This window comes from Vibrio sp. JPW-9-11-11, from assembly GCF_013369335.1.
In the GTDB taxonomy this organism is placed as follows: Bacteria; Pseudomonadota; Gammaproteobacteria; order Enterobacterales; family Vibrionaceae; genus Vibrio.
Genome location: NZ_SZQJ01000009.1, coordinates 23,288 through 47,201, shown reverse-complemented (window position 1 = coordinate 47,201; position 23,914 = coordinate 23,288). Strand labels below are relative to the sequence as shown.

Here is a 23,914-nt window from a genome sequence, read left to right as displayed (position 1 = left end):
TACTGGCCACCTTTGTTGTGGATTGAGCTGTACCTATGAAATTTCAAGCCGCCATCTTTGATATGGATGGCCTACTCCTCGATACAGAACGTCTCTGTATGCACGTTTTTAAACAAGCTTGCCAAACCGTCAATGTGCCATTTTATGAAGACATTTATCTGTCAATCATCGGTCGAAACTCTGCCGGGATTGAGCCCATTTTTCGCCGAGCGTATGGCGAGAACTATGAGCGACTCCATCAAGAGTGGCGCACGCAATACGACAGTGTCGTTAAGCATCAGGCTATTCCGGTAAAAGAAGGCGTCGTGGCACTGCTTGAGTGGCTTAATGCAAAGCAGATCCCCGTTGCAGTGGCGACCTCCACCCACCGTGAGGTGGCGCAGGTCAAGCTTGAACTTGCCAACCTCAGCCAATACTTCACCAATCTCACCTGTGGCTGTGAAGTGAGCCATGGCAAGCCCCACCCAGAAATATACCTGCTGGCGGCTTCAAGGCTGGGAGTCGACCCTCAACAATGCATCGCATTTGAAGATTCAAATAACGGCGTGCGCAGTGCAGTCGCTGCCAACATGACAACGTTTCAAGTCCCAGACTTGGTTGAACCGAGTGACGAGGTTAAGGCACTCGGTCATCATATTGTGCCTTCCTTGAACCATGCGCTCAGTTATCTAAAGTCGCACCCTTGATCTCTACAAGCACAGTGTTGGCTGTGCTTGCCTTGCCCGCTTTATACCCTTTGTTGTTGTCCAATAACCAAGCGTTCTAATAAAAACCACCAGCAAGGGTTTTAATCCCATCACCTTAGCCCAATCTCTGATCATGCCGGACAATAATCAACCGAGGATTCACGATGACAAACCAATATGTACCGCCAAAAGTATGGGTCAATAATGTCAGTGGAGGGAACAAGTGGGCAAACATCAACAGCCCAGAATCAGGGGCCCGATACGAGCAAGAGCTTTCCAAAGGTGAACACGCCCTTCAACTGTATTCATTGGGCACGCCAAATGGGCAAAAGGTGACGATCCTACTCGAAGAGCTGCTTGCTCTTGGCATCAAGGAGGCCGAGTACGACGCGTTTTTAATCAACATAGGTGAAGCAGAGCAGTTTTCTTCTGGCTTTGTTGACATTAACCCCAATTCAAAGATTCCAGCGCTACTAGACCTGAGTGGCGAACAAGCGGTGAATGTGTTTGAGTCGGCCTCTATATTAGTTCACTTAGCCGAAAAATTCGGTCATTTCTTACCCGCCAGCGGTCCTGAGCGCACTCAAACCCTCAATTGGTTATTTTGGGCTCAAGGATCCGCCCCGTTCCTCGGTGGTGGTTTTGGCCACTTCTATGCTTACGCAGATGAAAAGCAAGAATACCCAATTAACCGCTTTGCGATGGAAGCAAAACGCCAGTTAGATGTACTGGATAAACAACTAGCGAAACACACTTATGTCGCGGGTGAAGACTACACTATCGCCGATATGGCAATTTGGCCTTGGTATGGGAACTTAGTGCTAGGGAAACTCTATGATGCCGCTGAATTCTTACAAGTGAGTTCATACACTCATGTTGTGCGCTGGGCCAAACAAGTTGAAGCCCGTCTAGGTGTTCAACGCGGGCGCATTGTTAACCGTACTTTCGGTGAAGAGTGGGAGCAATTAGCAGAACGACACTGCGCGGAAGATATTGACCAAGTGCTCGCTCGAAAACCTCAATAAGCAAAACCACACGTCCTTGTGCAGGGTTAGCACCAAACCCAACACCCTAGCAAGAATGGTAGAGCTATCCGCGATGCCATTTTTGCTAGCCTGATGGCTTCAGTACCCTATGGTGGTAACAACAAGGTTGTGATCCGAGCCTTTCGGCTCAGTGAAACTGGTTCGCTGACAAATCCTTCTACCCGTTTCAGTCGCTTTTAACCACAAGTGGTCAATCGCAATTTTCAAAAAGCTCGGTGTCTCAAACGGCACAACGTTGGGCCAACTTGCAACAGGCGCAGTCTGGAAACTGGGCAAGATTTTACCAAAACGCAAACTAACCGATGACAGATTGAAGTCTCCAACAACCAACAACTCTTTGCTCGGATAAATCTCGATGAGTGACTCTATTGTACGGATTAGCGCGTTGCGCCGATACCACAAAGCTTTTGTCCTTGGTGATGGAGGATGAGCGGCGATAAAATCGATCGCTTTTTGCGTATTGGGGTACCAGACACCACGAATGATCGCCTGCTGATCCGGTGTCATATAAACCGATATTGCCTTGAGAGGGTAACGGCTTAAAATCATCTGACTCGCAGGGTAGCCCACCCCTTCTTGACCGCCAAAATAGTAAGGATAGTGGTCGTCCAAAGAATGCAATTTTTCTCCCACTTCCGGCGCGACTTCTTGCAATACCACCAGATCATAAGAAGAAGAAAGTAGGTCATTGATAAACGCGTTGATGTCTGGATTTTCGTAGTAGAGGTTGTATTGCGCAACAGTGATTGGATTCACACAGTTGACGACGAAATCATGGTTGTTTTTTGGACTCAACAAAAAGAAAGTCAAAGCAAAAATCACACATAAAGCTGCTGGCGCCCACGCTCGTAATAGTGTCATAGCCAAAAACAGGCACAGGTTGACGATTAGAAACAGCGCCGGAAAAGCGACCAGATTCTCAATCCACCACGTAGCCTCATAGAAGGTCAAACTGATCCACAACAGTGTCGGTGTAAAAACCGTCAACCAGAGTAATATTCGCTTCACTCGCACTCACTCTCCCTCGATACCTACACCAAGTATGGTTGAAAATCATCGGCGGGAGGAAAAAGCGTACGCTAATCATCACAGTGAGACACGCGTCACCATCTCAGAAATGAGACAGAGATCGAGATATGTATAAAATTGACCTTGCTGTCACTAATTTTTTACTTTTTTAGACCAAAAGCGAATTTAGCTGTAATAAAGTCATTCATTATTATAACAAGAACAAATGTTTGACTGCCTGATACGCGGAGCTCTATGACCACGTTAACCGACAAAAAACTACTCAACCTGATCACCTACGCTCCCGCTTTAATTGTTGCGTTTTTTACCTTAGTTTGGGTTGCCGTCGCCGCCAGAGATCAACTACTCAGTTCTCAGCAAGAGTTAGTGTCACTAAGAGAAGAGGCCGAGCAGCGCCAATATGTCACACTGACCAACCGCGTTGAGTACGTTCAGCAACAGATTGCTCACGCTCGCGCGCAAACAGAACAGCAGCTAGAGAGCACCATTCAAGCGCGAATCTACGAAGCGCATAACATCGCCACCCGCCTTTACCAAAGCAATAAGCATTTACCAGAAGCCGAGGTCACTCGATTAATCACCGACGCCCTACGCGACATACGTTTTAATGACGGCCGCGGGTACTTTTTTATCTACAAAACCGATGGGCTCAATATCATGCACCCGCTGCTACCCCGGGTTGAAGGAACGTCGCTGTGGGACTTCAAAGATGTTAGGGGCAGCTACATCGTGCGTGAGATGGGCGAGATAGTCAAAGCGCAAGGAGAGGCGTTTTATCGCTGGTGGTTTGTAAAGCCCGATAACAAAAACAAAGAGTTTGAAAAAATTGGCTTCGGCAAATACTTCGAACCTTACGATTGGTTCATTGGCACCGGCGACTATGTGGTAGACGTTGAAAACGATATCAAGAAAACCGTTCTGAGTTGGTTAACCAATCTGCGCTTTGGTGAGTTCGGTTATGTCTTTGTGCTCGACAGAGATGGCACTATTCTGTCACACATCAACTCCGATTTACTGGGCCAAAATGCGCTCAGCGTGGGCAGCGAGGCCAACATTGAGGGTGCTAAGGCCCTAATGTCGGCCAACGAAGAGTTTGTCCATTATATTGCCCCCTCAGGTCCGCCTGAACTGAGGGACTTGTCTAAGACCAGCTATGTGGTTCAAGATCAAAGCTGGGGGTGGAGTATCGGCGCCGGTGTATACGACGAGCTCAGCCAACGCTTTCTTGCTCAACGCGAACAAACTGCGCGTGTAGAACAGCGCCAAAGTATGCAACAGATGGCCATTATTGGCGTGGTCACCACTTTGTTTGTCGGTATTTTCTCTATCGCGCTAAGCCGAATGATTGCCCAAAGGTTCAAACGCTTTGAACGCCGTATCAATCATGACTTTGCAAGCTTGCAAACCACTAAGGACAAACTCGAATACCTCGCCAGTCATGATGAGCTTACTGGCCTGCCCAACCGATCGCAACTACATCAAAAGATCGCCCAAGGCATCGCCTACTCGACTGAGCATTGCCAGCAGCTAGCAGTGATGTTTGTTGACTTAGATGACTTTAAAAAAGTCAATGACTTATACGGCCATACCGCGGGTGATAAACTCCTCAGTGAAATTGGCGACAAGTTTGAGAGTTTTATGGGACCCAACGACTTTGTGGCCCGATTTGGCGGCGATGAGTTTATCTTCTGTTTTGCCGGTTTGAATGATATTGGCGAAACCCAAGGCAAAGTTGACAATATCAAAAACGTGTTCAAACGCCAGTTTGTCATCGATGGCAAAGTACTGTTTGCCAGTTGTTCAATTGGTGTGTCCATGTTCCCTAATGACGGTGACGATCCCGAAGAGTTGATTTCTAAAGCTGACATCGTACTCTACAAATCTAAAGCGCGTCAGAAGGGCGATGTGCTCTTCTTTGACTCTTCGATCAACAAACAAGTGCAGTACGATTTTCTACTTGAGCGTGAGCTAAGGGGCGCAATTGACCGAGGCGAGCTCTCTATCGTCTATCAACCACAGGTCTACGCTCGCTCCGGTGAGCTCTATGGCGTCGAAGCCCTTCTGCGTTGGCACAACCGGCAGTTGGGTCACGTTTCCCCACTGGAGTTTATTACTCTCGCAGAAGAAATCGGCTTGATCGGTAAACTGGGGCATTTTGTCATCGATCGCGCCTGTGATGAGTTTAGTCATCTATTCCCGTCACCCGATTACAGTACTATGTTGTCGATCAACATTTCGCCAGTGCAGCTGATGAGTGAAGGTTTTACTCACCAGTTAAGCGGGATTGTCGCCAAGCACAACATCCCGACGCATCGCATTACTCTTGAGATCACCGAGAACGTGCTCATTAGTGACTTACCTAAAGCCGGCCCGATCATCAGTCAATTGAAGGAGCTCGGCTTTACTATTTCTCTGGATGACTTTGGTACCGGCTACTCATCACTTAGCTACCTTAGTAGCTTGCCGCTAGACGAACTAAAGGTCGACCGAGTCTTTGTTGATAAAATGGTCTCTTCAAAACACAGTGATTCATTGGTCAAAGCCATCCTAGCAATCGCTCAATCTGCCCACATGCGAGTCGTTGCCGAGGGGGTTGAAACCGAAGCACAGAAACAAGTCTTAGAGAGTTACGGCTGTGAAGTGCTACAAGGTTTCTTAATTGAACGTCCGATCTCGATTGAGCAACTAGCGGCAAAATATCGACCTTAAGCTGTCTCAACGGTGAGAGCTGGGTGTGCACGTGTGCCATCTTTACATAACCTTACACTTCAAGTGGTTATTAAACGGTATACTTATAGTGAACCCCAAGGAATCGGAGGATACCATGAACCGCTATCTCGTCTCTGCCATGCTCACTCTCGTCGCACTCTCATTGCCTTTTACTCTACAAGCAAAGGGCAATGGCCCGATGAACATGCAGCAACCCCCTATCTTTACTGATATCGATCTCAATCAAGACGGCGTCATTACTGAGCAAGAGTTTACTGACTTTCAGCAAGCGAAAAAGCAAGCACGCCAAGCCGAAGGCCGATTGATGAAAAATGCCAACCAGAGTGAGTGGATGTTCGAGCGCATCGACACCAACCAAGATCAAATCATTGATGAACAAGAGTTTCAAGCTCATCGTGGCACGATGCGACGCTCAAACTCCTAATACAACCAGAGAGGTGCCGGGCACCTCTCTTGAGCTAAATCTCCCATTTGTTGACAGAGAGGTTACAAATCTCCGCCAAAAATCACTACTCTTTATCTATCCAGCTCTTAATCAGCCAAGCGATTGATGCAAAAAAACCTGTTAGTCACCCTTATTTCTGTTTGCACTTCGATGCCATTGCAGGCCTCATCAATACAAGCTCTATGGCAGAGTCTTTATCAACGCAGTTGGGATTCAAACGCACTACTCGTTACCCAGACTGAGCTCTCTCAATACCCGCTTCCTCTTCTACTCAGCAGTAGTGATTACCCCAACTTCACTCAAACTTCTTGGGATACCATAGAGGCGCTGTATGCCATCAGGCAAAGCTGTATAGCTTCAACACCAATCAGCGACAGGTTAAAAAAGGCGGTCGAGTTTGAGTTAGCACTCTGCGCCCAGCGCGTTCTCCCTTTTCAATGGTTTTCGGATGGCGCTTTCCTTCATCCTGCTGGAGGCAGTTATGTCGATAGATACCTAGAACACAACCAAGCAGTTTTGTCACCAGAGCAGCAAGCAACCTTACTGATGCTGACAAGCGGCAATAGCCCTCGTCACCCATTGGCCGACATCTTCGAGCAAGTTTCGCCGCCCGGACGCGATGCGTTGTTAACGGGCTCTCGCGCGTGGCTAGAAGGCCAAACCCTATGGCTAAGTGGAGAGCGGGGTTGGAAGCAAGTTCCGAGCTCAAGCTGGCGTCCAATTGCCAAGCAGCTTAATATCACACTCGATCAAACGCAGTGTGACTTTCGCTACAGTAACCTCTGCATCGCTAGGCGCGACTCAGTCCTAACGATTAGTCAAGTTGCACTAGCGCTGCTGTCGATATGCCTCTTTGCCCTGCTGCTCCGCGCTTGGTATGTAAAGCGCCAGCAAAGCAACATTCGGCGTTTCGTTTTACAACTCTTAACCCACGAGTTGAGAACGCCAATTGCCAGTTTGGGTTTAACGACAGAAATGCTGCGCGACCAGTTTGACCATCTCAATGAAGAGGCGCAGCGTGCCTTTTGGCGCCTAACGGAAGACTACCAACGCTTATCACAACTGACCGAACAGAGTAAAACTTACCTCAGTGAAACAGGCGACTACGCGATACAAACCGCATCACTAGAGGATTGGTTGGCGCAAGTATGCAGCGCTCACCAAGTTCCCTACACACTCAATCACGATCAGCAATTGACCCTCCCTTACTACTGGTTGAGTGTTTGCCTGAACAATTTAATTATCAATGCACTCCATCACGGGACGCGACCCGTCCACGTCAACGCGAGTATCAACCAGCAGTTGCGGATCACGGTTTGCGATCAAGGCCACTTCCCGCCACGCTACCAACGCTGGTTTAAACGTTCGCCAAACCCAGACAACATGGGAATTGGCCTTAAATTGGTCCGTCATTTAATCCAAAAAATGGGCGGACGACTGAAGATAGAGACCCAACCCACTCGAGTGACTATGGAGCTACCCCTTTGAGTTCACTGTTAATTATTGAAGACGACCGCCTTCTTGGAGAAGGGCTCGCACACTTTCTCGAACGCCAAGGCTATCAGTGTCACTGGGTAACCGACGCTAAGGATGTCGCTCAGCATTGGTACAACGCAGAGTTAGTGATTCTAGACCGTCAGTTGCCAGATGGAGACAGTATTCGTCACTTGTCACATTGGCTAAGCCTTAAGGCGATACCAGTCATCATGCTGACCGCTAAAATCGACGTAGACCAACGCGTGGAAGGATTGATGGCAGGCGCTCGAGACTACCTGACGAAACCTTTCTCACACCAAGAGTTGCTCGCACGAGTTGTGGCTCAACTGCGCCCTGTTGGGGCCAACACGCTTTGCTATAAGTCTTTGAGCGTTGACGTTTCCAGTCGTACCGTTTCACACCAAGACGTGGCTGTGACGCTAAAGCCAAAGGAGTTCCAGTTACTGGTACTGTTATTAAACAATCAGGGGCGAGTGTTTCATCGAGATGAACTACTCAATAAGATTTGGGGCTATCAAGCATTTCCAACCACGCGAACCGTTGATAATCATGTGCTGCGACTTCGCCAAGCGCTTCCCTGCTTAGAGATTGAAACTCACCGCGGTATCGGTTATCGCTTACGTAAGGAGCTACCATGAATCCGTATTGGTTAGTCGTCGTTTTGCTACTCGTGAGCGGTTGGCCAGTACAAGCCGAATCGCCCTGGTTTCGTCCTACGCCAATTAGGCCAGCACTTGAGGCTTTGTTGCAGCAAAACCCTCAACGTGCATGGCAAGAGCTGCTTGTCGCACTCGACAGTCATTCGGTGGCTAGCGAACAGTGGCAACCTGTCAAACAAGTCATATTGTCCCGCTCTGAATGCGGGCACCGACTGACAAGCGCTCATCCATTCCCCCCTTTTACTCTCAGCTTAATTAGTAGAAAGGGGCATTCAAGCAGTAGTTATCAGCTTAAAATCTCTATCGAGAGTGCGCAACAAAGCGGCCCATTGTTGCTGACCTCACCAGATGGAGAGCGGTTAATTCACGGCGACGTATTGCCCGGTAAGTTTTATCAGGAGTGGGAAACCCGTGATTTACTGTTAAAGCCAAAGCCTGGACTTTATCAACTGAGTTTTGCCAGTCAGACTATTTCTCTGCTGCTGTCTGACTTCGATACGTCGGGTTGGTTGATGCGTGATGGGGCAAAGCCGAATCGTTTAAATGTCGATGTACCAAGTACCACGCAAACTTGCCAGCCTCTGCAAGTCTTGTTGCAATGGTTTGACGACCACTATGATCAGGTCGGCGAACGTACGCCTCTAACGCTCAATCAAACACACGTTCAGTTACCAGATAATCTATTTCGCGATAATGCTCAATACCTAAGCGCCTCTGCCTTGTTATATGAATACCAAGCGAACATCAAAATTGAGTATATTCAGCGCGTCACATTGACCGATGTTCTCCCTGTCAGTCAATGAGACAGTGAGGTGACAATTGCTTGCAAGTTCGAGCGCATAGTACAGGTTCATTCACGACTTGGAGCTGATTATGTCTCGCTTTACACCTCGACCACTGATGACCCTCACCGCGCTTAGTCTCTCTATGTTGGTCAGTGCAAACGTCACCGCCGCTGACCTCATTGAGTTTTGGCACACGCCGCAGCACGGTGCCAACATCTTTAATCGTTTACCCGCAAACGCAGATGTCTACCCAGACTTACATGACTACAACGCCAGTTGGATTCGTTTAGCCTATGATAAATGGCCGAGCAAACAACGGGACTTCCTGATTGGTGATGCCGACAACTACCAAGGTCTCGTTAAAGAAGACCTCGCCCTGCTTAAACAAGAGATTGAAAAAGCGGGTCAAGCCGGGCTCAAAGTGGTGATTGCGCCACTCTCACTGCCACTCTATCGCTGGTCGCAAAACAATGGGAATCAGTTCGACAGCCGATTGTTCGATTCCAAGCAAAATTGGCAAGTCGCTATCCAATTTTGGGTTGATCTGGCTCTCGCGCTTAAAGACAGCCCTTATGTGGCAGCCTATAACATCCTCAACGAACCCGCTCCTGAAAAGCGCCATGGTCTTGCAGAGCATGCATCCAGCGAGCAGATGAAAGCCTGGTACCAACAGCATCAGGGCGGCAGTCGCGATCTTCCTCTGTTCTACCAAACCATCACGGATGCGATCCGTGACGTCGACCCAGTAACACCGATTATGCTCGACTCAGGTTGGTATGCGGCAGCCGACGGCTTTAACTACTGGCTTAAGCCGATTAACGATGACAAGGTTCTATATAGCTTCCATATGTACGAACCTTACCAAGCGACCAGCTCTCCGAACTTGCGCAGGGACCAACCTTACGTGTACCCGGGAGAAGTCCCCTTCGCAGACGCCAAGCCACAGCGCTGGGATAAGAGCCGTGTTGCGCGCTATCTACAGCAACCTGTCGATTGGGCCAACATGCACGGCATCCCAACACAACATCTCGTCGCCGGTGAGTTTGGCTGTGTGAGAAAAATGAACAGTTGTGCGACCTATTTAGATGACGTGATCACTGCGCTTGATTCGAACCAACTTCATTGGGCGTTTTACAGTTTTCGCGAAGACGCCTGGGATGCGATGAACTATGAGCTGGGAGAAAAAGGCACGGTGGGGTGGGATTACTGGAAAGCTGAGCAAAATGGTACGCCGGACCCGACTCACTACCAATCATCACCTCTCTTTTCAGTAATATCCGACAAACTGTAACGAACGCGAAGCCAATACAACGCTCTTCAAATCGCCCATGCTGTGTTCCTCTGCATGGGCGATTGTGCTTACCTATATTGATAAGAACGCAATTAATTAATCACTTGATTAAATGTCGGTTAATTTTTGTCATATCAGACAGAGCGTTCGCACACTATAATTAATCATCTGATTAATTTTTGAGAGTGCCTCTGTGACCCCATCGAATCGCAAAGCTGGACGCCCGAACGACTCCATTGATGTGCGAGAGCAACTGATCTACCACGCCCGAGAGCTGTTTACCGTAATGCCCTACGACAAGGTGTCAACACGCTTAGTCGCTACGCGAGCCGGCGTCAATGCTGCCATGATTCGCTACTACTTCGGGTCTAAAGACGGCTTGTTCGAAACCATGCTAAGAGAAACGCTTGCGCCGATGAAGCGTCAAATGCAGTTACTGCTCAAAGACAGCTCTCAACAGAACTTTCTCGACTTAATGAAAACCTACTACCGAGAAATGATCAAAGTCCCGCAGTTCCCGCGTTTGGTCGCGCAAGTGATGCACATGAACCCATCGGAAACTCAACGCAAACTGCTCGAAAAGGTTTTCATCGACATTACCCAACCAATGCAAAAGGTGATGTTTGAGCGTTTAGTCAACAGCGACATTTTACGCCCAGATGCTGACCCTAGTCTTTGTCGAGTCTCTTACATCAGCCTGATGGTTTTTCCATTCATTGCCCCCCCTGCGCTGCTGGCTGTACACGGTATCGAACTCAATGAACACTTTTTGAATCAACTACTCGAGCACAATATTAATTTGATGAAACATGGATTTCTCCAAACCCACGACAACCAGGACAACTCATAATGAACCTCAATAGAAAACGCCTGTTTTTTCCAGCGGTTGCCGTTGGAATATTCGTATTGGTGATGGCCATTAAACTCAAGCCAGACCTTCCGGTTAAACCGGCGGGAGAGCGCGCGCGCCTGGTTGAAACTATTCCCCTCGAACTGCGCGCGATGGCTCCGATCGCTATCGGTTTTGGGAAAATCACCCCCAAGGTCGAGTGGAAGGCGATTGCAGAAGTAACGGGGAAAGTGGTTTATCGCCATCCAAAGCTGGAGAAAGGCCAAATTCTCACCGCTGGCACCGAGATTCTGCGTATTGACCCGCTCGACTATGAACTCAAGCTGGTACAAGCGCAAGCCGACTATAAATCCGCTCAGACCTCACTGGCCAAGCTGTCTCAAGAAGAGTCTAACCTCAAGCAAACCTTAAGTATTGAGCGCAATCGCTTGGAGATCGCCAACAAAGAGCTTGAGCGCAAACTCAACTTGCGTAAAAAAGGCTTAACCTCACAGTCCGACGTCGACCAGCAGCAACAAAGTGCCCTCTCTCAGCGCAAACTCGTGCAAGACATCGAAAACCAAATCGCCTTAATGCCGGATGAAAAACGCGTGGCGCAAGCGCTGGTTAAAGTCAACGCATCAAAGGTTGAAGAAGCAGAACGTTCATTGAATAAAACCATTGTCACCCTGCCCTATGACTTGCGTATTGCCGACGTCGACATCGAACAAGATCAGGTAGTGAACATGCAACAGACCATGGTCACCGCCCACGGAATGAACGTAATGGAAGTGGAAGCGCAGTTGTCCATTCACGATATGCAAACACTGGCGGCAAGCATTGGCGACATTCGTCGTGATGAATCGGGTATTCCTCAGCCCGATATGACCTTTATTAACGCAAGCATAGAGCTGAGCAGTGGCAACCTTATCGCGAGCTGGCCTGCAAAAGTAAGCCGCATCAGTGAAACGGTCGACCCGAGCCAAGCTACAGCAGGCGTGATTCTGGAGATCAATCAAGATTATCGTCATCTCGACCCTACCAATGTGCCACCTTTGGTCAATGGGATGTTTGTCCGTGCAGTGATTGAAGGCCAAGCGAACCCAAGCTGGGTGATCCCAGAGCGCGCGTTACACGGTGACAAAGTCTACTTAATGGCGAGTGACGATACACTCAGGATGAAAACCGTCGATGTTCTTTATCGCCGTGACAATCAGGTAGTCATCGATGGTGAGTTTGAACAGGGTCAACGACTGATCCTCAACGACTTGCTACCAGCGATTGAGGGGATGTCGCTCAAACAGTCTGAGCGTACTGCACAGGAGCCGTTGTAATGATTCGATTTTTTGCGAAACACCCTACTGCAGCAAACTTGTTGATGCTCACTCTGCTGCTATTGGGTATCACTTCATTGCCCACCATCAAACGAGAAACCTTTCCAGAGTTCGACCCTCCATACATTATGGCGGGTGTCGTCTACCCAGGTGCGTCACCGCAAGAGGTCGAAGAGAGTATCTGCGTCCGTATGGAAGATGCCGTCGACGGTTTGGCCAATATTGAAGAGACCCAATGCGAAGCGATTGAAGGCTCAGCACGCTTGATTTTGAAACTCAACGAAAAAGCCGATATAGGTCGTATGTTGGTCGACGTTCAGACGCAAATCAACTCCATTAATGACTTTCCTCAGCAAATTGAGTCGCCGGTCGTTCAAGAGCTTGATTGGAACGAGCCAGTCGTCGATGTCGCCATTACTGCCGATACCACTTGGCCAGAGCTCAAAGCTTATGCAGAGCAGCTTAAGCGAACGTTAAAGCTCGATTACGACGTGTCCTTAGTCGATGTTGCAGGCTTTTCTGACCACCAATATCGTGTCGAGCTCGACACTCAAGCAATTCGTCAACTCGGCTTAAGTGTGGTCGACATCGCCGACCAAATTGGCCGACAAAACATTAAGCTGCCAAGTGGCAACGTGGAAACACCAGACAAGAATTTTCTGATTCGTTTCGATGAACGCCGTACGACCCCGCAGCAGTTAGAGAATATCGTTATCGGCTCTGGTGCTAATGGGTCGCTCATTCGCCTCAAAGACATCGCGACCATCACTGACCGTTTTGAACTTGATGAACAAAAAGTCCTGTTTGATGGCCACCCCTCAGCGTTGCTTAAAGTCAGTAAAAATAAAGAAGACGACGCACTGCGAATCAAAGAACGCGTCGAGCAGTTCGTCCAAGATCAGCAGGCAATGGCACCGGGTGGGGTGAAACTAGAATTGACCAATGACCTTTCTTCAGTGCTCTGGGATCGCCTCTCGATGATGGTACGCAATGGCTGGCAAGGTATTGTCTTGGTCTTCGCAACCATGTGGCTGTTCTTTACCTTACGCTACTCATTTTGGGTAGCGGCAGGTCTACCTGTCGCTTTTCTTGGCGGACTGTTTTTAATGGCTCAACTCGGGCTATCGATCAATATCATGTCACTGGTCGGTTTGCTGATGGCCATTGGTATTATGATGGATGATGCGATCGTTATCGCCGAATCGATCGCCGCGCATCTCGATCGCGGAGAGGATGTCGACAATGCGGTCATTAAAGGAGTGAAAAAAGTGCTACCGGGTGTTATCTCCTCCTTTCTCACCACCGTGTGTATTTTTGGTAGCTTATTGTTCTTGCAAGGTGAAATGGGGGCGGTACTCAAAGCCGTTCCTCAAGTGCTGATTTTAGTGCTAATTTTAAGTTTGGTAGAGGCGTTCTTAATTCTGCCAAATCACCTTTCACACTCTCTACACAAAGAGAAACGCGACAAACCGAGCGCCAAGTTTAAACAAGTACTCCTTACACGTTTTGAGCATTTTCGTAACACCAGTCTCGTCAATGGCGTCGAGCGCGTAGTGAAATATCGTTACGCCTTTTTGGGCAGTATCGTCACTCTATTGCTAATATCCATTGCCACCATCGCAGGTGGGCTACTTAAGTTTCAACCTTTCCCAGAGCTAGATGGCGACATTGCCGAAGCGCGGATCATTCTGCCGCCAGGCTCATCACTGTCTCAAACCGAAGCGGTGGTCGATAAAATTGTAGCCTCGGCGCGCAAACTAGGCGCTGAATGGTCGCAACAGGTAGAAAACGGAACGCCGTTGATCGAGCATGTGACCAGCCAGTTTAATGCCAACGCCGATGCCAACGAATCGGGTCCACATATCGCCACGGTAAGACTAGACCTACTCGGCGCTGAAAGTCGCAATACCCTTATCGATGAGTTCATTGCCGCATGGCGCGACGACGTGGGCGACTTGGCAGACCCGATTTCTTTGGTTTTTAAGCAGCCGACCATGGGGCCTGGTGGACGCGCGATAGAAATACGCGCCAAACACGATGATCTCGACGCACTCAAAGCCGCCTCAATCGATATTCAACAGTACCTCAACGAGTTCGATGGCGTACACGGCGTACTCGATGACATGCGCATGGGTAAAGAAGAGGTGTTAGTTAAACTACGCCCGGGCGCTGAAAGCTACGGAGTAAATGGTCAGTTGGTTGCCACACAACTGCGCGGCGCATTTTTTGGTCAGACCGCAGACGAGATACAAGTCGGCGTAGAAAACATCTCGATAGAAGTGCGATTAAACAAGGTCCAAGCCGGCGACTTACAACAACTGGCAAACTTTCCGATTATCCTAGCGAATGGTAGCCAGATCCCACTTGCCACTATCGCGACCCTCGACTTCCAGCGTAACTACGTACGTATCCAACGAATCGACGGCCTACGTACCATCAGCGTGTTTGGTGATACCGATAACACCAAGGCCAATTCCACCGCGATTATCGCTCAGTTTCAAAGCCAAGAAGCGCCTAAGCTGATGGCCAAGTATCCTGGGCTACGCTTTGACTTTGAAGGTGAAGCCAAAGATACCGCAGAAACCGGCGCCTCAATGGGCAAAGGGTTTCTGTTAGGGCTGTTTGGTGTATTCGCCATTTTGAGTTATCAATTTCGCAGTTATCTTGAGCCCTTTGTAGTCATGCTCGCCATTCCTCTGGCCTTTATTGGCGTGGTCTGGGGCCACATTCTCCTCGGCCATTCGCTCAGTATGCCAAGTTTGATGGGGTTCGTGTCACTGGCGGGGATCGTGGTCAATGATTCCATTTTACTGGTGCAGTACATTCGCCATCACGTTGATGAAGGCGATAACGTGCATGACTCGGTCGTCAAGGCGAGCCGAGAGCGCTTTAGAGCGGTATTTTTGACCTCTATGACGACTGCGGCAGGCCTGTTACCACTTCTGACCGAAACCAGTTTGCAAGCGCAAGTGATTCAGCCTCTGGTGATTTCGATCGTGTTTGGTATTTTCGCCTCAACGCTACTGGTGCTGTTTATGATTCCAGCCGCGTATGCCGTACTGGCAGACTTTGGCTTAGTGCATAAGCATCAAGAAATCTAAGCGAGCACTCGCTTAAGGAGATAAAAAAAGCGGGCTGAATGCCCGCTTTGAGAGTTATACAGAAGACTGAACCGGTTTACTTCGGCGCAGCACCAAGTGTTTGAGCTTGGTAAACAGCCCTTTAATGTCTTCGAGAATAAGATACAGACACGGTACCAAGACTAACGTCAGCAAGGTCGCAAACAAGACCGCAAAGCCAAGTGCCACCGCCATAGGGATGACAAACCGTGCCTGCAAGCTGGTTTCGAACATGATCGGCAATACACCAACAAAGGTCGTGATCGAAGTTAATGTAATCGCTCTGAAGCGGGCACAACCTGCATCGATCACCGCCTGCTTAATACTCACCCCCTCACGTCTGACTTGATTGACGTAGTCGGTCATCACTAGCGAATCGTTCACCACCACCCCCGCAGCGGCAATCAAGCCAAAGGTCGACATCATGCTTAGATCGAGTCCAAACCAGTAATGCCCCCAAATCGCCCCCGTGAGGCTGAACGGGATCACCGACATAATAATAAGCGGCTGACTGTAACTTTTAAGCGGCACCGCCAACAGGATATAAACCAGTATCATCCCCGCGACAAAGAAAATGATCTGCTCATTTTGCTGAGCCTGTTGCTCCTCAATCGTACCACCGAGTTCGCTCTTCACCCCTGGGTAATCGGCTAAAAGATCGGGAATGATCTCGCTCGAGACACGTTCGACAATTGCGTTTGGCTCCACTAGCTCCTCATCAATCGAACCATACACATAAACACTGCGATAACCGCCTTCACGACGAATACTACTCACGCCTGGTTTTTGGCTGATCTCGACCACGTCGCCTAGCATCACTTTCTTACCTGCTGGCGTAGTGATTATCGCATAGCGCAGAGAGGAGAATGCTTCACGGGTGAGTTTCGGATAACGCACCATCACCTTAACTTCTTCCCCGTCACGCAGCACACGTTCGGCTTCCCCGCCGTAGAAACTGCCGCCCACTTGAGTGGCAATATCAAACAGATCGAGACCCAGATTGTACGCAACCGGCGCAAGAGAAAGTTGTACCTCTTGGCTTCCCGAATCAATCGAAGATGAAATATCAAACAATCCTTGCTGCTGCTGCAACGCCTCAATTAACGCCCTTCCAGCACGATTAAGCGCGTCGATATCAGAGCCATAGAGTAAGAAACCAAATTCGTCGCCTTTGCCACCACCGTTGACATCATCGGCAATAGTAAAGGTCTTCATTCCAGGAATCGTTGGAATACGCTCACGCCAGCGCCTGGCCAGTTCAAAGGTATCAAACGGGCGTTGCTCTTCGTCTACCAAAGGAATCACCAGCATTCCCTCTTTGCGTCCTTGGTTGAACGTCAAAATATCGCGCACCATCTTTTGCCCAGTCTGTTGCTCAATTTCACTGTCAACTTGGTTCACTGCCGACTCGACCAACTTCAGTGCTTCGATGGTCTGTTGACTCGAGATGTTGTCGTTCATCACCAATTTAATACTGGGGAAATCGTGCGGTACTTTAGGAGACGGAACGATGCGTACGCAGTTCGACATCACCAGCGACACACTGATCGCCAAAACAGCCACAAAGCTGGCTAACACACTCCAACGCCAGTGAGTACAGAGCTCAACAAAGCGTTTGTAAGGACCATTGACCAAGCGAAAGAAACGCGTATTGAAGCGTTCTCGCCAACTGCCTGGTTTAATTGGTGCGAATTTGGAATGTGCAAGGTGAGCTGGCAAAATCAGTTTGGATTCAATCAAGCTAAATAGCAGGCAAAGCATTACGATGGCCGCAATGCCGAAGAAAAAGGCTCGCTCTATCCCTTTTGACATTAAAAATGGTGCGAACACCGCCATGGTGGTCAACACACCAAACGTGGCTGGCGTTACCACGCGCTTCACGCCACGAACAACATTGTCGACCCCACCCCCATTCTTCTCTATCTCACTGTACGCACTCTCACCGATCACTATCGCATCATCGACCACAATGCCGAGTACCATAATAAATGCAAATAGAGAGACAATATTAATACTCACGCCAATCGCGGGCATCAGCATAACAGCGCCGAGAAAGCAGACGGGCAGCCCTATCATGACCCACATCGCCAGCTTAACCCGTAAAAACAGACTCAACATCAATGCCACCAGCACCGCGCCTTGCAGTAAATTTTTCAGCATCATGTCGAGGCGAGCATTCAGATAGTACGTCATGTCGACCAAGGTTTTGACTTCAAGATCGCTGGGCAAGGTTTGATTTTTCTGCTCTAGGTAGGTTCTTACTGTTTCGGCCACCGCCACCATATTCTGGTCTTTGGTTGCTTTCACCGATAAATATATCGCGTTTTGACCCGAATATTTGAAATAGCGATCCTGTTCCGTAAATCCATCTTTGATCGTTGCGATGTCTTGTAGAAGAACTTTGCCACCATTTGCGCCGATTTTCACTGGGATGTCGCGAAACTCATCACCGCGGTAATATTGGTTTTCAATTCGCACCGAGATCATCCCGGCGTTGGTTCTGACCTCACCGGCTGAATAGTTGGCCGAATATCGCTGAATCGCGTTAACGATGTCATTCAACGTCAGACTGTATTTCTGCAAGATCCTCGGTTCAACTTCAATGGCAATTTCGTATTCAGGCGCGCTCAAATCCACCAGCGCCACGTTGCCTAATTGCAAAAGTTCATCTTCGATTTGTTTGGCAATCGGTTTGAGTTCAAGCAAATCACGGTCACCGACCAGCGCCATTTCAATCACATCTTGACGATATTCATACTGATAAACTTGAATGGGCTCCATACCCGCAGGCAAATTGGACACTGAATCGATCTTCTGCTTCACCTTAACCAGTACATCGTCGATGTCTTCATCAACATCAATCTCTAACTCAATATTGCCGCTACCACGATAAGCACTAGATACTGCTTTCTTGATACCAGTGACATCCTTCAGTGATTCTTCAAGCTTAATCAGAATGCTCTCTTCCACTTCTTGTGGAGAAGAGCCCGGATACTGAGCACTCACATTGATGTAATTCACTTCAATGTTGGGAAACATTTGGCGCTGAATAAAAAAGAAACTCACCGTACCCACGATCAATACAAACACCATCAACAAATTGGCCGCGACGGGGTTGTTGGCAAAATAGGCAATCAAGCCTGTCTGTTTTGTCTGTTGCATCTGTTAGTCCTGAGCGTGCTGCTGGCTATCCGTATGATTGATCGTGACTTCTAGGCCTTGTTGTGGATACTCGGGGACCGTGAGCACGACTTGATCGTTGTCTTGTAAGCCTTGATTGATCAACATGAACTCTTTTTCTGCACGTAACACATTGACTGTTCTTGGCTCTAGCTGGTTATCTTGATTGACTACCCAAACTTGGCGATTGTTGACCAGTTCTTGAGGAAGGCGGTAAATATGTTTGAACTCTTTACCGTTAAACTGAACTTCAACATAAGAACCAAATTGGATCGGAGCGAGATCGCTATCAATGGCGTACGGGTCGTCAACTCGTATCACTAAACTGGTCATGCGGGTACTGCTGTCAACGATACCGAGATCGCGGTCAATAACACCATCACGTTGTGTCGTCGTAATACCACGCTGAATTACGTGAGCGGGTTGACCGGCGAACTGTTGTGGCAAAAACTCGCTATCGAAACCCGCGATAGGGATATGTACTTCACCCGCTTCCACATTGTTCAACGTGGCGACATGACTACCCGTAGAAATAAATTGGCCAACACCAATCGTTTTGTCGACCACTAAAGCGTCGAAGGGCGCCACGACTTGGCAGTTTTCCAAGTCACGTTTGGCGCGTTTCAGCGCCGCTTGAGCCGATTTGAGCTGCGCCTGCGCACTCAGCACTTGGGGCTTACGTAAGTATAAGTCGGTGACCTGTTGCTTTGGCAAGTTCCGGGCCTGGCGTTTAGCCACTTCGGCACGTGCACGTTCTTCGATAAGCGCAGCCTGCGCAACCGCTAAGTTCGCTTCGGCCTGCAACACAGCGGCCTGATAGTTATCACTTTCGAGAGTAAACAGTACTTCACCTCGCTTCACTACCCCTCCGACGACGAAATTGGGGTGCCAGCTCGTGACCTCTCCCGACACTTGCGCAGATAACTGTGTCACCTCGACAGGCTTTAGCTCACCATGACCGGTGATCACCACTTTGTGATCGCTCGATTGCGCTTTGACAACTTGCACCAGCGGAGGTGCCTTAGGTGGCTTGCTCTCAAGAGGCTCTGGGGCACTGGAGGCAATCGCCGCATAACCCGCGTAAGCCCCGGCTAAAATAAACAACGGCACTAGCCAACGTAACGGCTTGATCGTCATGTGAGTTCCTTATCTGTTTGTAATACATAAAAATAGTCGTCAAAAATCAGAACGTTATTATTGTTGTCATACGAATGTACAGAGGTTCGACATCAATGAGAACCAAACTATCCATACATAAGACCACTTTTATATGAATCTTGTATCTTTTCTCAGTTTCGATTCATTATGACCATTTCCACACTTTGGTAACAGGTATCAGCAAGAATAGATCCATGATTATGCTTTTAAATTTCATAACCTTACGTTAACCAACCACTCAGTAAATCTATTAACCTGGTGAATATTTCCTACCTTTGGCGAAATACGCCACACCACCCAATCGCTCAGCCGTGTAGAAAATCGTAACTTCCGCTTTACCTCAACCACACTTGAGGTTTTATAGTTTCATCCTCTATTTAATAAACAAGGACTTAAATAAATGAAAACTATCGTGTTATTTTCGAGTGCGAATAAGGAAGGCAATACCGCGCAGGCAGTGGCAAGCGTTGAGGCTAACCATGAGTTCGAGTTGATTGACATTGACGATATGACGATAACGCCCTACAACTACGGTAACCAATACCCAGACGACGATTTCCACCCGCTCATTGAGCGACTTCTCGATGCAGACAACCTAGTGTTTGCTTCACCCGTCTATTGGTATTCCGTTACAGCGCCGATGAAAGCCTTCATTGACCGTCTTACCGAACTGCTCGACGTTAAGCATTTAAGGCCCACAGCTCGTGCTTTGGCGACTAAGCGCGGCTTTTTAATTGCAAGCTCTGGCAGTGCAGAGCTGTGTCCCACCTTTCACGGCTTGTTCAGCGGCTTATTTGCTTACTTTGATATACCGTTTGTCGCCACTTTGCATGCGCCTTGTCAGTCTGGGTTCTCGCTAACAAGCGATGAAGTTGAGCGCTTTAATCAAATCCTCAATCAAGGATAAAAAAAGGCTTAGCCACAGTGGCTAAGCCTTTGATTATATATTTTACTAAGCAGTGGTCGGTTGCGGTTGATATCGGCCTGGCTTGTGGTTCATGGCCAAAATCAGATTCGTCGCCACTGCTCCCATAACCGAGAGCAAAATTAACGAGATATCGACGATAAATAGCGACAAAACAACAATGGTGCAATCAAGCGCCATCTGAACTTTGCCCGCACGGATACCAAAACGCTCTTGGAGAAAAAGCGCTAAAATATTAAAACCACCCAAACTCATTTTATGACGAAATATCACAAGCATACCAATGCCTATCATGCCACCACCAAGTAACGCGGCATAGAAGGGGTCAATTCGTGCAATTTCAATCACATGATAAAGGTGGTCAACGGCAAACGAGACAATCGATACCGCGATAAAAGTATTGAGAGTAAAACGCCAACCCATTCTCATCACTGATAAGATATAGAAAGGTAAGTTGAGGGCAAAAAACATCTGGCCAAAACTGAAATCACTGACTTTGGTAAGAAAAATCGCCAATCCAGCCGTACCACCTGTTAACAAACCCACTTTGTTAAAAAAGATAACACCGAGAGACACTAAGGCACTCCCGAGTAATAATGCGAGTAAATTCTCGCGCAAACTATGTTCTTTATCCATATCAGGCTTCCTATCCCTTAACGACCCGCAAAATAGGCACAGGTCAAACCCGCATAAGATGTCGATTATTGATATTGATGTCGAGAGGAGTCGCCAAAAACTTGATAATGAACAGTGTTAAGTATTATTTACACTTTTGTGATTGAGTTGGGCTATGAGTGTTTACTGGTGTGTAGGCTAACAACATTAATGTCATTCGTAGTTGACTCGCCGGCCCCCTTTCCTTTGGTCTGTTTAATCGGTTGTTCTTTGGTCCGGTACATGGCTTCGTCGGCTAAGCTCATCAGCGTCTCTTTGTTCTTGCTGTCATCCGGATAATAACTCACGCCAATACTCACACTCACTTGCAAGGTTCGATCATTAAAATGGATTGGCCGATGGATAGCCTGTTGAATTTGCTCAACCTTACGCGCCACAATATCGAAGTTCGTTAACAAATCGAGGCAAACGACAAACTCGTCTCCGCCCAAACGACCGATAAAATCAGATTCTCGAATACACTCTTCCAACCGTCTTGCCACTGTGGTCAGTACCAAATCACCCGCATTGTGGCCATAAGTGTCATTCACTTGCTTAAAGCCATCGAGATCTAAAAACATAATCGCCAACTTACGCTCGGTGCGATTCGCTTTAACCAGTGCGCTCTCGACCTGCTTATCAAATGCCCTGCGATTCATCAAATTGGTCAAAGGATCATGTTCGGAAAGAAAAAGCAGTTGCTCTTGCTTACTTTGTAACTGCTTAGTTTGACGCTTAACTTCTTCCTCTAACTCTTGCTTGGTCACCGTCGATTGACGCAGTGACACCGTCATCTGGTTAAAGAAACTCGAAATCACCTTAAACTCGCTGTCCATTTGAACCTCTTCCACTTTGGTATCAAGCTGACCACTCGCGAGATTTAGTATCGCTTGTTTAATTGCTCCAGCGCCCGATTTGAAGCGAAACAAAATTAACCAAGCCACACCACTGACTAACAGAGAACACGCGATCAACCATACTGCAGCCGTGCGCATCACCTGCTGGAGACCGTGGGTGTTATTGTTGAGTACTTGTTTGTGGATGTAAGCCAGCTCTTCGGTCATGTTTTGTACAATCATATTGTAGCGAGATTGCAATAAGCCTCTTGTATCCAACGCGCTTTCTAACGCTGGGCTCATATCTTGGGGATGAACGAGAAACAGTGACTTTTCTTGTTCAATCAGGTTGAGCAAACCAGTATTCATGCGCTGAAGATTGTCCAACTGAATGTCGTCATGTTTGTAGGCGGTAAGCTTGGTATCGAGCTCAGCTTGAGCCATTTCAACTTGCTCTAAACTTGGTTTGTCACGAAATTGCATAAACGCCCACAATTGGCTGCGGAGTAAGTCCACGCTCAATTGCAAGTCTATCACTTGATCAAGCTCTATCTTGGTTGATTTATGCTCCGCGTGAATTTTGGTAAACGACACCACAATAAACAAGGTCAACAGCATAGTGGTAGTGGATAGAACGAACATCTTCTTAAACATCGAATCAAGCATGACGTTAGTTCCTTTCTGCCAACATTTGTTGATAAGGGTGAGAGTAGAATACTCGCCTAAAGTCTGGTGGCGATCTAGTGACCAGGCCACTGTCTATCGCCCATCGTGCTTGAAGTTGGAGGTTTGACAACAGTGAGTTCCCAAGAGACAAACGAAATACATAGTCGTCCCACGACCAATCAATTTGCTCGACAGGAACGTCGAGTCGTTGTGACAGTAAGGTCATGGCTTGATCGGGGTGTGTTTTTATCCAATCAATCGCCACTTGCAGTGCTTGCAACAAGTAAGTCGGTTCTTCACCAGCAAACTCGATGTGCGAGGGTCGTGAAATGAGGTTAAACGAGAGTTGATAAACCCCATCGATACCCAAGTTGTTCACTTTTGCCACTGAAAGCAAATCGACTTGGAAGCCCATCGGCTCCCATGCAGAAATCGCATCGACCTTATAAGATAAAAGCGCTGGCACCAGCTCTTTGGTTTGCAAGTAGACTTTCTCTACCTTCAAGTTGCGCAAATTACTGCCGATCAGTACGGAATCGAAATAGAACTCGCTGGCCGACCCTTTAATCAACCCAACTCGCTTGCCTTCCAACTGCGCTACATGCGTAATCTTCGAAGGCACCAAACTGAGCAATTTAAGATCGTTATCTGACTCAACAAAACTGGCCAACAGCAGAATATCGTCACGTTGAAAGCTTTTGAACATCACCACGGATTCAGACGCAGTGGCATAATCAACATCGCTACTCAGCATTAAATCCGCGCAACTCACACCACTTGAGCAAGGCACTAGCGTTACATTAAGACCAAACTGTTTAAACAGCCCCATTTGATCTGCGACGAAAAAAGGCGCCGATAGAGGGGTTAAAGACACCCCGATTTTGGTTTTCTCGACTGGCCCCTGCGAACGCGTTTTTTGCTGGTAGAACAACAGAGCAGAGACAGTCAACGCGAGGATGACCATCCCTGAAACCCAATGTTTTTTTGACCAAGCCTGCATTCAACGCGCCTAAAAATAAGAAACCTATCTCATATTAATTTAGAC

Annotated in this window: 18 protein-coding genes; 12 read left to right on the top strand and 6 right to left on the bottom strand. The window is 48.1% G+C overall.

Features of this window, described 5'->3' with window-relative positions:
• Positions 1 to 35 precede the first annotated feature (35 nt).
• Together FCU94_RS12595 and yghU are read left to right on the top strand one after the other, a co-directional pair.
• Positions 36 to 686: an HAD family hydrolase gene (locus FCU94_RS12595; protein ID WP_176288872.1), complete on the top strand. Its 651-nt coding sequence runs from the start codon at positions 36 to 38 to the stop codon at positions 684 to 686.
• A gap of 164 nt (positions 687 to 850) precedes the next feature.
• The gene (yghU, locus tag FCU94_RS12590) at positions 851 to 1,711 is read left to right on the top strand and encodes a glutathione-dependent disulfide-bond oxidoreductase (RefSeq protein WP_176288871.1); all 861 of its coding nucleotides are present in this window, start codon (positions 851 to 853) and stop codon (positions 1,709 to 1,711) included.
• A gap of 99 nt (positions 1,712 to 1,810) precedes the next feature.
• Here the strand turns inward: yghU and FCU94_RS12585 are convergent, their stop codons facing one another.
• Positions 1,811 to 2,740: an endonuclease/exonuclease/phosphatase family protein gene (locus FCU94_RS12585; protein ID WP_176288870.1), complete on the bottom strand. Its 930-nt coding sequence runs from the start codon at positions 2,738 to 2,740 to the stop codon at positions 1,811 to 1,813.
• Positions 2,741 to 2,995: 255 nt separating this feature from the next.
• Here FCU94_RS12585 and FCU94_RS12580 point away from each other — a divergent pair, with 255 nt between their 5' ends.
• The 9 genes from FCU94_RS12580 (at position 2,996) to FCU94_RS12540 (ending at position 15,432) form a co-directional block, all read left to right on the top strand.
• The gene (locus tag FCU94_RS12580) at positions 2,996 to 5,470 is read left to right on the top strand and encodes a bifunctional diguanylate cyclase/phosphodiesterase (RefSeq protein ID WP_176288869.1); all 2,475 of its coding nucleotides are present in this window, start codon (positions 2,996 to 2,998) and stop codon (positions 5,468 to 5,470) included.
• A gap of 115 nt (positions 5,471 to 5,585) precedes the next feature.
• Positions 5,586 to 5,915 (top strand): hypothetical protein, encoded by a 330-nt coding sequence (locus FCU94_RS12575; RefSeq protein ID WP_176288868.1) that lies wholly within the window; start codon positions 5,586 to 5,588, stop codon positions 5,913 to 5,915.
• 126 nt (positions 5,916 to 6,041) lie between these two features.
• Positions 6,042 to 7,424 carry an ATP-binding protein gene (locus FCU94_RS12570; protein WP_176288867.1) on the top strand — a complete coding sequence of 461 codons (1,383 nt, stop codon included), beginning with the start codon at positions 6,042 to 6,044 and terminating at the stop codon, positions 7,422 to 7,424.
• The gene (locus tag FCU94_RS12565) at positions 7,421 to 8,071 is read left to right on the top strand and encodes a response regulator transcription factor (RefSeq protein WP_176288866.1); all 651 of its coding nucleotides are present in this window, start codon (positions 7,421 to 7,423) and stop codon (positions 8,069 to 8,071) included. Before FCU94_RS12570 ends, FCU94_RS12565 begins: the two co-directional genes overlap by 4 nt.
• On the top strand, positions 8,068 to 8,895 hold the full coding sequence (locus tag FCU94_RS12560) for a DUF2861 family protein (RefSeq protein WP_176288865.1): 828 nt from the start codon (positions 8,068 to 8,070) through the stop codon (positions 8,893 to 8,895). Before FCU94_RS12565 ends, FCU94_RS12560 begins: the two co-directional genes overlap by 4 nt.
• A 70-nt stretch (positions 8,896 to 8,965) precedes the next feature.
• Positions 8,966 to 10,168, top strand: a complete 1,203-nt coding sequence (locus tag FCU94_RS12555; protein WP_217906436.1) for a glycoside hydrolase family 5 protein — start codon at positions 8,966 to 8,968, stop codon at positions 10,166 to 10,168.
• A 193-nt stretch (positions 10,169 to 10,361) separates the two neighbouring features.
• Positions 10,362 to 11,018 (top strand): TetR/AcrR family transcriptional regulator, encoded by a 657-nt coding sequence (locus FCU94_RS12550; protein ID WP_176288864.1) that lies wholly within the window; start codon positions 10,362 to 10,364, stop codon positions 11,016 to 11,018.
• Positions 11,018 to 12,331 (top strand): efflux RND transporter periplasmic adaptor subunit, encoded by a 1,314-nt coding sequence (locus tag FCU94_RS12545; protein ID WP_176288863.1) that lies wholly within the window; start codon positions 11,018 to 11,020, stop codon positions 12,329 to 12,331. The genes FCU94_RS12550 and FCU94_RS12545 overlap by 1 nt, the downstream gene beginning before the upstream one ends.
• Positions 12,331 to 15,432, top strand: coding sequence for an efflux RND transporter permease subunit (locus FCU94_RS12540; protein WP_176288862.1), 3,102 nt, complete (start codon positions 12,331 to 12,333; stop codon positions 15,430 to 15,432). Before FCU94_RS12545 ends, FCU94_RS12540 begins: the two co-directional genes overlap by 1 nt.
• A 54-nt stretch (positions 15,433 to 15,486) precedes the next feature.
• Here FCU94_RS12540 and FCU94_RS12535 read toward each other — a convergent pair whose 3' ends face one another.
• Entirely contained in the window at positions 15,487 to 18,612 is a 3,126-nt protein-coding gene (locus FCU94_RS12535) for an efflux RND transporter permease subunit (protein WP_176288861.1), read from the bottom strand.
• 3 nt (positions 18,613 to 18,615) lie between these two features.
• Complete coding sequence (locus FCU94_RS12530; RefSeq protein ID WP_176288860.1) at positions 18,616 to 19,767, bottom strand: efflux RND transporter periplasmic adaptor subunit; 1,152 nt, start codon at positions 19,765 to 19,767, stop codon at positions 18,616 to 18,618.
• 421 nt (positions 19,768 to 20,188) lie between these two features.
• On the opposite strand from FCU94_RS12530, the gene FCU94_RS12525 reads away from it, so the two are divergent.
• Positions 20,189 to 20,695, top strand: a complete 507-nt coding sequence (locus tag FCU94_RS12525; RefSeq protein ID WP_176288859.1) for a flavodoxin family protein — start codon at positions 20,189 to 20,191, stop codon at positions 20,693 to 20,695.
• A gap of 45 nt (positions 20,696 to 20,740) precedes the next feature.
• Here the strand turns inward: FCU94_RS12525 and FCU94_RS12520 are convergent, their stop codons facing one another.
• The 3 genes from FCU94_RS12520 to FCU94_RS12510 form a co-directional block, all read right to left on the bottom strand.
• A complete protein-coding gene (locus FCU94_RS12520; RefSeq protein ID WP_176288858.1) occupies positions 20,741 to 21,349 on the bottom strand; it encodes a YitT family protein in 609 nt (202 codons plus the stop codon).
• A gap of 152 nt (positions 21,350 to 21,501) precedes the next feature.
• Positions 21,502 to 22,869, bottom strand: a complete 1,368-nt coding sequence (locus FCU94_RS12515) for a diguanylate cyclase domain-containing protein (RefSeq protein WP_176288857.1) — start codon at positions 22,867 to 22,869, stop codon at positions 21,502 to 21,504.
• A gap of 4 nt (positions 22,870 to 22,873) precedes the next feature.
• The gene (locus FCU94_RS12510) at positions 22,874 to 23,869 is read right to left on the bottom strand and encodes an ABC transporter substrate-binding protein (protein WP_255199263.1); all 996 of its coding nucleotides are present in this window, start codon (positions 23,867 to 23,869) and stop codon (positions 22,874 to 22,876) included.
• Positions 23,870 to 23,914 lie beyond the last annotated feature (45 nt).